This is a genomic window from Arthrobacter sp. HS15c (genome assembly GCF_040812005.1).
GTDB lineage: Bacteria > Actinomycetota > Actinomycetes > Actinomycetales > Micrococcaceae > Arthrobacter.
The window spans coordinates 192,392-204,388 of sequence record NZ_JBFOHM010000007.1; the positions used below are offsets into that span (position 1 = coordinate 192,392).

9 protein-coding genes are annotated in these 11,997 nt (G+C 65.4%); 5 read left to right on the top strand and 4 right to left on the bottom strand.

Features of this window, described 5'->3' with window-relative positions; all coding sequences use genetic code 11:
* Positions 1-69: 69 nt before the first annotated feature.
* The 3 genes from ABV518_RS13410 (at position 70) to ABV518_RS13420 (ending at position 3,469) form a co-directional block, all read left to right on the top strand.
* Positions 70-1,518, top strand: a complete 1,449-nt coding sequence (locus tag ABV518_RS13410; RefSeq protein ID WP_367767566.1) for a hypothetical protein — start codon at positions 70-72, stop codon at positions 1,516-1,518.
* Between the two features lie 257 nt (positions 1,519-1,775).
* Complete coding sequence (locus ABV518_RS13415) at positions 1,776-2,996, top strand: serine/threonine-protein kinase (RefSeq protein WP_367767567.1); 1,221 nt, start codon at positions 1,776-1,778, stop codon at positions 2,994-2,996.
* Positions 2,993-3,469 carry a hypothetical protein gene (locus ABV518_RS13420; protein WP_367767568.1) on the top strand — a complete coding sequence of 159 codons (477 nt, stop codon included), beginning with the start codon at positions 2,993-2,995 and terminating at the stop codon, positions 3,467-3,469. Before ABV518_RS13415 ends, ABV518_RS13420 begins: the two co-directional genes overlap by 4 nt.
* Before the next feature lie 69 nt (positions 3,470-3,538).
* On the opposite strand, the gene ABV518_RS13425 is transcribed toward ABV518_RS13420, so the two are convergent.
* Together ABV518_RS13425 and ABV518_RS13430 are read right to left on the bottom strand one after the other, a co-directional pair.
* Complete coding sequence (locus ABV518_RS13425; RefSeq protein ID WP_367767569.1) at positions 3,539-5,758, bottom strand: NADP-dependent isocitrate dehydrogenase; 2,220 nt, start codon at positions 5,756-5,758, stop codon at positions 3,539-3,541.
* Between the two features lie 241 nt (positions 5,759-5,999).
* Positions 6,000-6,224: a hypothetical protein gene (locus ABV518_RS13430; protein WP_367767570.1), complete on the bottom strand. Its 225-nt coding sequence runs from the start codon at positions 6,222-6,224 to the stop codon at positions 6,000-6,002.
* A gap of 281 nt (positions 6,225-6,505) precedes the next feature.
* Here ABV518_RS13430 and ABV518_RS13435 point away from each other — a divergent pair, with 281 nt between their 5' ends.
* Positions 6,506-7,471, top strand: coding sequence for a serine protease (locus tag ABV518_RS13435; RefSeq protein ID WP_367767571.1), 966 nt, complete (start codon positions 6,506-6,508; stop codon positions 7,469-7,471).
* 246 nt (positions 7,472-7,717) lie between these two features.
* On the opposite strand, the gene purH is transcribed toward ABV518_RS13435, so the two are convergent.
* Positions 7,718-9,397: a bifunctional phosphoribosylaminoimidazolecarboxamide formyltransferase/IMP cyclohydrolase gene (purH, locus tag ABV518_RS13440; RefSeq protein WP_367767572.1), complete on the bottom strand. Its 1,680-nt coding sequence runs from the start codon at positions 9,395-9,397 to the stop codon at positions 7,718-7,720.
* Between the two features lie 141 nt (positions 9,398-9,538).
* Between purH and ABV518_RS13445 the strand changes: the two genes are divergently transcribed.
* Positions 9,539-10,891: an MFS transporter gene (locus ABV518_RS13445; RefSeq protein ID WP_367767573.1), complete on the top strand. Its 1,353-nt coding sequence runs from the start codon at positions 9,539-9,541 to the stop codon at positions 10,889-10,891.
* 73 nt (positions 10,892-10,964) lie between these two features.
* Here ABV518_RS13445 and ABV518_RS13450 read toward each other — a convergent pair whose 3' ends face one another.
* Positions 10,965-11,900, bottom strand: a complete 936-nt coding sequence (locus ABV518_RS13450) for a DUF559 domain-containing protein (protein ID WP_367767574.1) — start codon at positions 11,898-11,900, stop codon at positions 10,965-10,967.
* Positions 11,901-11,997: the final 97 nt, after the last annotated feature.

Here is an 11,997-nt window from a genome sequence, read left to right on the forward strand (position 1 = left end):
TTTCGATGGCAGAACACGGCCACAGGGCGCTGAACTGCGCCCAACACCAACTTCTCAGGAGACAAAACCATGCATTCCAACCTTCGCAGAGGGCTGCTTAGCACCCTCTTCGCCGGCGGGCTACTAGCCCTCGGCGCCACCGCAGCCAGCGCTGCGGATACAACAAGCGGATCGGACCTCACCGCATCCGCACTGGTCTCAGCGGCGACATCCGCTAACACGACGTCGTTGGGCCTGCTGGGTGGCTCAACGCCGTCGGACACCGCGGATGTTGCCGCTGTGGTCGACGTCAACGTCGGCCTCGGTGACGGCCTGCTGGGCAGTGCCAACGACGGCGGAACCACCGCCGACGTCGCAGCAGACGTCAACCTCGGTCTCGGAAACGGCACCGTCACCGGCACCAACGGCACCGGAACCACCGCTGACGTCGCAGCAGACATCAACCTCGGCCTCGGAAACGCCACCGGCACGACCACGGACGTGGCCGCTGCAGCTGACGTAGCAATCGGCCTCGGCGACGGCACCGTCACCGGCACCAACGGCACCGGAACCACCGCTGACGTCGCCGCAGACATCAACCTCGGCCTCGGAAACGCCACCGGCACGACCACCGACGTGGCCGCCGCAGCTGACGTAGCAATCGGCCTCGGAAACGGCACCGTCACCGGCACCAACGGCACCGGAACCACCGCTGACGTCGCCGCAGACATCAACCTCGGCCTCGGAAACGGCACCAACACGACCACAGACGTGGCCGCCGCAGCTGACGTAGCAATCGGCCTCGGAAACGGCACCGTCACCGGCACCAACGGCACCGGAACCACCGCTGACGTCGCCGCAGATATCAACCTCGGCCTCGGAAACGGCACCAACACGACCACAGACGTGGCCGCCGCAGCTGACGTAGCAATCGGTTTGGGCAACACCACCGACGTGGCCGCCGCAGCTGACGTAGCAATCGGTTTGGGCAACACCACCGACGTGGCCGCCGCAGCTGACGTTGCACTCGGTTTGGGCAACGTCACTAATGGTGGCCTGGATGCCGCAGTCGGCGTCGATCTGGGTCTGGACACGTCAGGCCTCCTGGATGACGTGACTGTCGGCGTCGGTGGATCCGTCATCATCGGCGGCGCCACGGACGGCAGCGTCACGCCGGGAACCGAAAACCCCGGCACTGAGACCCCGGGAACCGAAACACCGGGCACGGAAACGCCGGGCGGCACCGGCACAGCTGGCGGCACGGACACTCCGGGCACCGGCACTACCGGCACCACGGGAAATACCGGCACCACTACAGGGTCTGGCGCGACCGGAATCACCGTCGCCCCGGCCGGCATCACCACGTCCGGTTCCACCGCCGGCACGGTGTCCGCAGCAGCAAACACCAGAGGCATCACCACGGGTCAGGGCAGCGCTGCCGCCCTCGCCAATACGGGATTCGATGCTTCATTGGTTCCCGTCGCGCTGCTCCTGCTGGTTGCAGGCCTGCTGATGCTCCTGCGTCGCAAGACGTCCTAATCAGTACCTGCACCAACAGGTTCTGATTCCCGCAAGCGTTACCAGTGCCTGCCGTTCGCGGCAGCCGGCGAAAGGAGGTAGCCCACGACGAAGCGCGACTAAACAGTACCTGTCCTTGTGACCGAGGGTCCGGACGCCAAGGCCTCAAAGCCTTTGCGTCCGGGCCACCGGTGCGCGAGGAGGACCACCCCAGGAGGCGTTACCGGCCGGTACAATTAAGGCAGAATAGTGCCGCAGCGCACCGGAGGGAACTGGTCATGGTGGCGGATTCGCCTAGCTCCATCAAGCATGAAGTAATCGGCGGACGGTATCGGCTCGGAGAAGTGATCGGCCGCGGCGGCATGTCATCGGTCTACTGCGCCAGGGACGAGAACCTGGGCCGCGATGTGGCCTTGAAGCTCTTCGCCCCGCAGGCTCCGGACGCCGACGAACTCAAGCGCCAGGAATCCGAAATCCAGCTGCTGGCAACACTCAACCATCCCAGCCTGGTCACGCTGTTCGATGCCGGAATCGATACCCGAATCCCAGACGAACCCAGGCCGTTTCTCACGATGGAACTCGTGGAGGGCCAGGACCTTCGCAGCCGGATCAGGCACAGCGCAGTCCCCTTGGACGAGCTCGCAGTCATCGGCGCCGGTACCGCAGACGCCTTGGCCTACGTGCACAGCCTGGGCATCATCCACCGGGACATCAAGCCGGGCAATATCCTGCTGGTACAGATCCGTCCGGGCGAACCCCTGCGGCCCAAACTCACGGATTTCGGCATCGCCAGGATCGCGGACTCAACACGGCTGACCACCACCGGAACCATGGTGGGCACGGCCGCGTACCTCAGTCCGGAGCAGGCCATGGGTTCCCCGCTGTCCCCCGCCACGGACATCTACTCGCTGGGCCTTGTCCTCCTGGAGTGCATCAAGCAGACAATGGAGTACCCGGGCAGCGCCGTCGAGTCTGCCGTGGCAAGGCTGCACCGCGCGCCGGAAATCCCGGCTGACGTGCCTGCGGAGTGGGCTGACCTGATCCGTTCGATGACCGCCATCGAGCCGCTGGAACGGCCTACGGCTGCCGACGTGGAAACCGCGCTGCGCCAGGCCCTGGTTTCACCGGCTTCCACGCCGGGCGAGCTGGCACCCGAAACCACGCGTGTGCTCCCCGCCATGCCCTTCAGGCCGCCATCCATCGCCATCACGGCGGAATCGGACGTTCCGGCGACCCACGCCAGCCGCAACCTGCTGGGACTGCGGGACTGGCAAGACTCCGCGGCCGGGAGGCGGGCCCAGGTCTGGGCACGGCTTCGGAACGGCGGAAAGCGTGTCTGGCTCGTGGCTGTCCTGGCTCTGCTGGCGGTCGCGGCCGTCGCGGCGGCACTGACGTTCAGCCTGGCACCCCAGCAGACTCCCGACGTCGTCCCCTATCCCACCGTCACCGGAACCGTTGGCGACCATCTCAAGGAACTCCAGGAGAGCGTACGTCCATGAACCCTGCAAACAACGGCCGCCGGCGCTTGCCGCGCGTCCGGGGTCTGGCGGCCGCCTTCCTTCTGCTCGCCGGATCCTTGGCCGCCTGCGGCCCTGCCGACACCGGCCTTCAGCACGACGCCGCCCGGCAGCTCCAGCAGCGTGTCCTTGGCGTCAGCGAGGCGGCGGCCGGCAACGACCCCGCCGGCGGGCTGGCAGCCTTGGACGGCCTCGAGGCAGACCTTGCTGCCGCCGTCGAAAACGGGCAGGTCTCCGAGGACCGCCGGCGGAGCATCATGACGGCGGCCGCAGCCGTCCGCGCCGACCTCGCCGCAGCCAAATCAGCGGCAGACGCCGCAGCCGCGGAAGCTGCGGCAGCGCAACAGCAGGCCGATGCCGCTGCTGCTGAGGCAGCCCAGACAACCCCCGCGCCGGTGGCACCGGCACCCGCTGAAGGCAAGGGCAACGAGGGCAAAGGAAAAGGCAAGGACTGACGGCTGACACAGAAAGAGGCGGCGCCCCGGTTTCCCGGGACGCCGCCTCTTTGTGCGTCTGGCTTGGAACTAGTTCAGGGTCGCGACGACCTTGTTCAGCGTTGCCGAGGGACGCATCACTGCGGACGCTTTGGCCTCGTCCGGACGGTAGTAGCCTCCGATATCCACCGGAGAGCCCTGGACCGCGGCAAGTTCGCCGACGATGGTCTCCTCGTTGGAGGACAACTCCTTGGCCACAGCTGCGAACGATGCCGCCAGCTCCGCGTCCTCGGTCTGCTTGGCCAGTTCCTCGGCCCAGTAACGGGCAAGGAAGTAGTGGCTGCCGCGGTTGTCCAGCTCACCGGCGCGGCGGCTCGGGGACTTGTTCTCCAGCAGGAACGTGCCGGTGGCCTTGTCCAGGGTGTCGGCCAGGACCTGGGCGCGGGCGTTGCCCGTGGTGGTGGCCAGGTGTTCGAAGCTGACGGCGAGAGCAAGGAATTCGCCCAGGCTGTCCCAGCGCAGGTGGTTTTCCTTGAGCAGCTGCTGGACGTGCTTGGGGGCGGATCCGCCGGCGCCGGTCTCGAAGAGTCCGCCGCCGTTCATCAGCGGAACAACGGAGAGCATCTTGGCGCTGGTGCCCAGTTCGAGGATGGGGAACAGGTCCGTGAGGTAGTCGCGGAGCACGTTACCGGACACGGAGATGGTGTCCTCGCCCTTGCGGATGCGTTCCAGGGTGAAGGCGGTTGCCTTCTCCGGGGACATGATCTCGATCTCCAGGCCCTCGGTATCGTGGTCCTTCAGATACTCTCGGACCTTGGCGATGAGGTTGGAGTCGTGTGCGCGGGTCTCGTCCAGCCAGAACACGGCGGGCATCTTCGAGGCGCGGGCGCGGGTGACGGCCAGCTTGACCCAGTCGCGGATGGGGGCGTCCTTGGTCTGGCAGGCGCGCCAGATGTCACCTGGGGCAACCTCGTGTTCAATCAGCACGGCACCGGAGGCGTCAACGATCTGCACCGTTCCGGCTTCCTGGAGCTCGAACGTCTTGTCGTGGCTGCCGTATTCCTCCGCGGCCTGGGCCATGAGGCCCACGTTCGGGACGGTGCCCATGGTGGTGGGGTCGAAGGCGCCATGGGCGCGGCAGTCGTCCACAACAACCTGGTAGATGCCGGCGTAGGAGCTGTCCGGAAGGACCGCCAGGGTGTCGGCTTCCTTGCCGTCCGGGCCCCACATGTGGCCCGAGCTGCGGATCATGGCGGGCATGGATGCGTCCACGATGATGTCGGAGGGCACGTTCAGGCTGGTGATGCCCTTGTCCGAGTCCACCATGGCCAGGGCAGGTCCGTCTTCGAGGCCCTTGGTGATCAGCGCCTTAACGCCTTCACGGACGTCCTCCGGCAGGTCCTCGAGGCCGTTCAGGATGGCGGCGAGGCCGTTGTTGGGGCTCAGGCCGGCGGCGGTGAGCTGCTTGCCGTAGGTCTCGAACAGTTCGGAGAAGTAGGCCTTCACCACGTGGCCGAAGATGATGGGGTCCGAGACCTTCATCATGGTGGCCTTCAGGTGAGCGGAGAAGAGAACGCCCTCTTCCTTGGCGCGGACAACCTGGGCTGCCAGGAATTCGTCCAGCGCAGCGGCGCGCATGACGGTGCCGTCGATGACTTCGCCGGCCAGGACGGGGAAGGCCTTCTTCAGGACCTTGACCGAGCCGTCTTCACGGACCAGCTGGATGGCGATGGTGCCGTCGGCGGCAATGACTACGGACTTCTCGTTGGAGCGGAAGTCGTCAGCGGTCATGTGGGCGACGTTGGTCTTGGAGTCGGCGGACCAGGCACCCATGGAGTGCGGGTTCTGGCGGGCGTAGTTCTTGACGGACAGCGGCGCGCGGCGGTCCGAGTTGCCTTCGCGAAGGACCGGGTTCACTGCGGAGCCCTTGATCTTGTCGTAGCGTGAGCGGACGGCCGTTTCCTCATCCGAGGAGGGGTTGTCCGGGTAGTCCGGCAGGTTGTAGCCCTGGCCCTGGAGTTCGGCGATGGCGGCTTTCAGCTGCGGGATGGAAGCGCTGATGTTGGGCAGCTTGATGATGTTGGCTTCCGGCGTCTTTGCCAGTTCACCCAGTTCAGCAAGGGCGTCACCGATCTGCTGTTCCGGGGTGAGGTAGTCACCGAACACGGAGATGATGCGGCCTGCGAGCGAAATGTCACGGGTCTCCACCTCCACACCTGCGGTCGAAGCAAACGCCTCGATGATCGGCAAGAACGAATAGGTAGCCAGCATCGGCGCTTCGTCGGTGTGGGTATAGATAATCTTGGACATGCGCGGGCGTCTCCCTGGAGGTCGGCTGATTTTTTGGAAAATCCGGTCTATTTCACCAGTGTTAACTTACCCGAGGACACGGGTTTGAACCCTACCCGCAGCCGTACGCGCTGCTCCGTTACTGCCGGATTACAGCGTTGGAAAACGCACGACGGCGCCACGCACCCCGGGCGGCAGGCCGCCGTCGCGCTGTGGTTTAGGCAGTTGTTTTCGGGAGTTCCCAGCTGGCGCGCCGGTTCAGTCAGCGGCGCTTGTGGGGAACATCACTGGGCCAGACCTGCACGTACTTCGGATCGCGGCGGCGCAGCTCCTCCGTTGCGGTGAAGGTGTGGACCGGGTCGACGTCGCGCAGCTGGAAGGCTTCGGCCTGGGCTGCCAGGTCCCCGGCAACCTCCTGCGCCTCGGCAGCGGAGAAGTGACGGCCGTTGAGTGCGGACTTCTTGGCGGGCTTGCGGAAGGAAAACATGACGAGGGCCCCAAATCTCTTACGTGTCCGGAGCCCAGTCGGACAGCCAATGCTGTGCCTCAAAATTAGCCTCCGGACGGGACCCGCCGCCAGAGCGGACGCCCGGATTCAGCAGATTCTGCGGGATTTTTGTGGCTCCACTGCGGCTTCCACACAGATGGGGCGCGGACCCTACACGAGACGTCACTACTATTTACAAAGTTGTCATATCCGGATAAATTCGGTAGGTCACTCGGCGGGCTTGACTGGAGCCCTCCCCCACCCGTTTAGACAGGACAACCATGACACGTACGAGGTCTCTGGCTAGCAGCCTTCTGAGCCTTTCCGCAGCCGCACTGCTGGCGTTGACCACGGCCGGCGGAGCAACAGCAGCACCCGCCGCATCCGGGGACAAGGAGCACCCGTCCGTCACCAGCGCCGCCGTGGACAGCACGGGAGCCGCCGACTACTGGACCGCCGACCGCATGCGCAGCGCCATCCCCGGCGATGTGCTGGCCGGCAAGGCATTGGAACGGGGCAACACCTCCAGCGCGGCAACGGTGGAGAAGGGCGCCAACACCAAGGTGCGGGCAGGCAAGGGCAAGCCAACGATTGCGGTCAGCGAAAACCCCGTGGACCACATCGGCAAAGTCTTCTTCACCCTGGCCGGGACCAATTATGTCTGCTCGGGCAATGCTGTGGTCTCTGCGAACAAGAGCACCGTCGCCACGGCCGGCCACTGCCTCAATGAAGGCCCGGGAGCCTTCGCCACCAACTTCATCTTTGTGCCCAAGTACGAAAACGGTGCCGCCCCCTACGGCCAGTGGACCGCCAAAGCCCTCTACGCCCCCACCCAGTGGAGCAGCAATGGCAACATGCAGTACGACACCGGGTTCGCGGTCATGAACACCCTCAACGGCAAGTACTTGTCAGACGTCGTGAACGAATCAGGCGTCGAATTCAACGCGGCCCGCGGCCTAACGTACAAGTCCTATGGATACCCCGCGGCGTCGCCATTCAACGGCGCGACTCTCAAGAGCTGCTACGGCGCGGCGTCCAACGATCCCAACAACGGTCAGTTCCTGACCCAGGGCATCAGCTGCGACATGACCGGCGGTTCCTCGGGCGGCCCGTGGTTCATCGGAAGCAATGCAGCTGGCCTGCAGAACTCGATCAACAGCTACGGCTACAGCGGATCACCGGTGATGTATGGCCCCTACTGGGGCACTGTCATCCAGCAGACCTACGCCAGTGCAGCCGCTTCCTAAGGAATCCTCGCCAGGCGGCAAACCCGTCAGCCACAGGAGGCCCGCCCAGTCGCACGAGGAGATCCTCGAGTACTGGACGCCGGCGCGGCTGGCGGAAGCAAAGCCCCGGGAGTTCCGGCTTCCGGAGGAGGGGTCCGCGCCTCAAGCAGCGGGGCGCGGATCCTCAAGCAGCGAGTCCTAAGAGGTCCTCAAAGCCCGACGGCGGCTGTCCCCACCCAGGGGACAACCGCCGTCGACGATTAACCCTTAGTGGAAGAAGTGGCGGGCACCCGTGAAGTACATGGTGACCCCGGCAGCGTTGGCCGCGGCGATGACTTCCTCATCCCGGACGGAACCGCCCGGCTGGACCACGGCGCGGACGCCGGCGTCGATCAGGATCTGCAAGCCGTCGGCGAACGGGAAGAACGCATCCGATGCTGCAACGGCACCGCGTGCGCGCTCGGGTGCAACGCTCGCCTCTGCTGTCGACGGACCAGCCGCACCGCCGGCACCGTCGACGTCGGACTCCACCTTGACACCCAGCGTGTTGGCCCGCTCCACGGCGAGGCGGCAGGAGTCCAGGCGGTTGACCTGGCCCATGCCGATGCCCACGGCGGCACCGTCTGCGGCGATGAGGATGGCGTTGGACTTGGCGGCCCGGCAGGCGGTCCACGCGAAGGCGAGGTCGGCCAGCGTCTTCTCGTCGGCGGCGTCACCGGCGGCGAGGGTCCAGTTGGCGGGGTTGTCGCCGTCGGCGTCCACCTTGTCGGACATCTGCACGAGGACGCCGCCGGAAACCTGGCGCATTTCCGCCGGGTAGCGGCCGTAGCCTTCGGGCAGGGCGAGGAGGCGGATGTTCTTCTTCTTGGACAGGATCTCCACGGCCTCAGGCTCGAACGCGGGCGCGATAACCACCTCGGTGAAGATGCCGGCGACGGTCCGGGCCATGCCGGCGGTGACCGTGCGGTTGGCTGCAATGACGCCGCCGAAGGCCGAGACGGGGTCGCAGGCGTGGGCTTTGGCGTGGGCGTCGGCGATCGGGTCTTCAGCATCGGCGGAACCAACGGCCACACCGCACGGGTTGGCGTGCTTGATAACGGCGACCGCCGGCTCGGCGAAGTCGAACGCCGCGCGGAGGGCGGCGTCGGCGTCGACGAAGTTGTTGTAGCTCATGGCCTTGCCGTGCAGCTGGTCCGCCTGCGCGATGCCCGCGGGAGCGGCCTTGTCCACGTACAGCGCGGCCTGCTGGTGCGGGTTTTCACCGTAGCGGAGGACCTCGGAACGCTCCAGCGCAACGCCGGCGTAGGCAGGCCAGTCGATGACGCCGTCGCCGTCCTCATCCAGGAACTGGCTGGCCGTCCAGGTGGCCACGGCGTTGTCGTACGTGGCGGTGTGGGCGAACGCCTTGGCGGCGAGCCGGCGCCGGGTCTTCAGGTCAAAGCCGCCTTCAGCCGCGGCGGTGACCACCTGGCTGTAGAAGCCGGGGTCAACAACAATTGCGACGGCGGCGTGGTTCTTCGCTGCCGACCGCACCATGGCGGGGCCGCCGATGTCGATCTGCTCGACGACGTCGTCCTGCGCTGCGCCGGACTTGACGGTCTCGACGAACGGGTAGAGGTTCACCACCACCAGGTCAAAGGTTTCGATCTCCATGCCGGCGAGGGTTTCCATGTGCGCCGGGACACGGCGGTCGGCCAGGATGCCGCCGTGCACGCGCGGGTGCAGGGTCTTGACGCGGCCGTCCAGCATTTCCGGGGAGCCGGTGACTTCCTCGACTTCCTGGACCGGGATGCCGGCCTCGGCAATCTTCTTGGCCGTGGAGCCAGTGGATACGATCTTCACGCCTGCTGCGTGCAGGCCCTGGGCGAGCTCCTCCAGACCGGTCTTGTCGTAAACCGAGATGAGGGCCCGGCGGATGGGAACACGGTCAAGCTGCGTGAAGCTCACAAAAGTCTCCGTCTTATCTCGCGGACCAGTGCCGCGGTTGGTGGGGATACCGCCAGTTTATCGCGTTGCCGGGTCTGCCCCGGTTGCCGGCCGGAGTGTGAACGTCGGTGGGCACGGATAGAGTTTTCACAGGAGGCCAAAATGAACACGTACACCACTGTGCCCAGCGGCGAACAGGTGGTCCAGGAGCTGCCATGGCGGTGGAAGGTCCAGGGACGGATTTTCCTCATCGGAGGGCTCGGTTTTATGTTCGATGCATGGGATGTAACGCTGAACGGCATCCTCATTCCCCTGCTTTCCACGCACTGGGCGCTGGCCCCGGGCGAGGTTGCCTGGGTGGGTACCGCCAACCTGATAGGCATGGCCCTGGGCGCTTTTGTGTGGGGCACCATCGCGGACACCATCGGACGCAAGAAGGCCTTCACGGCCACGCTGCTCATCTTCTCCCTCTTCACGGTCCTGGGCGCCTTCTCCCCCGACTTCGTCTGGTTCTGTGTGTTCCGCTTCATGGCAGGTTTCGGGTTGGGCGGCTGCATCCCGGTGGACTATGCGCTGGTGGGTGAATTCACGCCTCGGAAGCAGCGCGGCAAGGTCCTCACCGCAATGGATGGCTGGTGGCCGGTGGGCGCCGCCCTTGCCGGGTTCGTGTCCGCCGGGCTGGTGGCCGCGTCCGGCGACTGGCGCCTGACCATGCTGGTGATGGTTCTCCCGGCGCTCCTGGTGTTCTGGGTTCGGCGCAGCGTGCCGGAATCACCTCTGTTCCTGATCCGCAAGGGCCGGCGGGAGGAAGCTGCGAAGGTCATCGACGACCTCGTCGCTGCGACTGGTGCTGAACCCCGCGCCTACAGCCTCCCGGACGCGCAGGAAGTTCCGCGGCTCTCCGCCGGCAGCGCCTGGCACCAGCTTCGCCTGGTGTGGCAGTTCAACTGGAAGATCACCGCCACAGCCTGGGCGTTGTTCTTCAGCATCCTCCTCGTGTACTACCTGTCGCTGACGTGGATGCCGCGGATCCTTATCGGCGCTGGCTTTGCGGAGTACAAGGCGTTTGTGACCACAGCGTCCATGGCCGCCGTAGGACTCCTCGGTGTGGTTGTGGCCGCCCTGCTGGTGGAGCGGGTGGGCCGCAAGTGGATCCTGGCCATCACCGGGCCGCTGTCTGCCCTGACCCTGGTGATCGTGGCGATTGTGGTGGATATCCCCACGGCCGCCGTGTTCTGGCTGCTGGTGTTCGGCTTTGTGGTGCAGGTGGCCATCCCGGTGCTCTACGCCTACGTGTCCGAGCTGTACCCGACCGAACTGCGGGGCACCGGTTTCGGCTGGGCATCGACATTCTCGCGGCTGGGCGCAGGCTTTGGCCCACTCATTTTCGCGAACTACTTCTGGCCGGAGCTGGGCCTGGCAACGTCCTTCGCACTGGCCGGCGGGCTGGTCATGGTGGCCGTGCTGTTTATGGCGTTCTTCTCACCGGAAACCAAGCAGCGCCGCCTCGAGTAGGTGCAGCCCCCTCCCCCACATCTAAGTAGCAGCAGATGTCGGTTTGAGCCCTCAAACCGAGATCTGCTGCTACTTACTTGGGGGACCACCCTCGGCTAAGTAAGGCTGTTCGGACTTTTGCGACGGCGGCCGTTGCCTCGTTCTCCATGTGCCGTTTGGAGATCCGGACAACTATCCACCCCGCACGCGCAAAGTCCTCTTCGCGGGCAATGTCACGGATGATCTGCGCGGCTTCGGAATGGCCGTCGCCGTCGTACTCCACGGCCACTTGATGCTCCGGATAGCTCAAGTCAGGTTGACGCACGACGCCGGCCCCCAGTTCCGCGGGAGCGTTCAGTCGTGGTTCTGGCAAACCGCCATTCTCCAGCGCCAGCCTAAGTTTCGTCTCCGGGGCGGAGTCAGATCCGGTGCGGGCCTGCTCAAGGGCAAGTCGCGCCTTCCGGATTCCGGGTGTCCCCTTGTGCCGATCGAGCATATCCGCAAGGTCGTCCCGAGTTGCGTAGGGCTCGGATCTTCCTTCGAAGTCCGGCCTCGGAACCCGCAGCAAGTGGTCGGCGACCACCGTCAGTTCGTCGACACTCATCTTGCGTGCGCAGTCCAGCCACGTCCGTGTTCGGGAGGTGACGAGCAGTCCGTTGAGATTCACAATTTCATCGTCGAAGAACTGCCCGCGATGTCCCCGAACTCCAGACCGACGCGGCATAGCCATGGTGTCCGGCCTGGAGATATGAGTGACGGGATCGTCCCTGCCCGGGAGGAATCCTGGGAAGGACCACAACGTAAATGCGGTCGCGTGGGAAGCTGCCGAGAATTCCGTGATCAAGGTTAACGGCCGGACCAGTGACGATAGCTCAGTGAGCGTCTCGTGCTTCGGCCGTCTGATGCCTCGGCTTGGAGCAGCCAACGAACGATGCCGCAACCGCCCAACCGTCACACCGGCGTCGGCCGCTTCCTGGAACGTAAAAGCAGCGGAACCCAGCGGTTCCGGCAGTGGCTGCGGAGTTTTCATGGGCCCATGGTGACAAATTTTGCGCCACGATGCGGAAGTTATCCACAGGCATCCAGCGCTGGCCCAACCAGGTAGCAGCAGATGTCGTTTTGAGGGC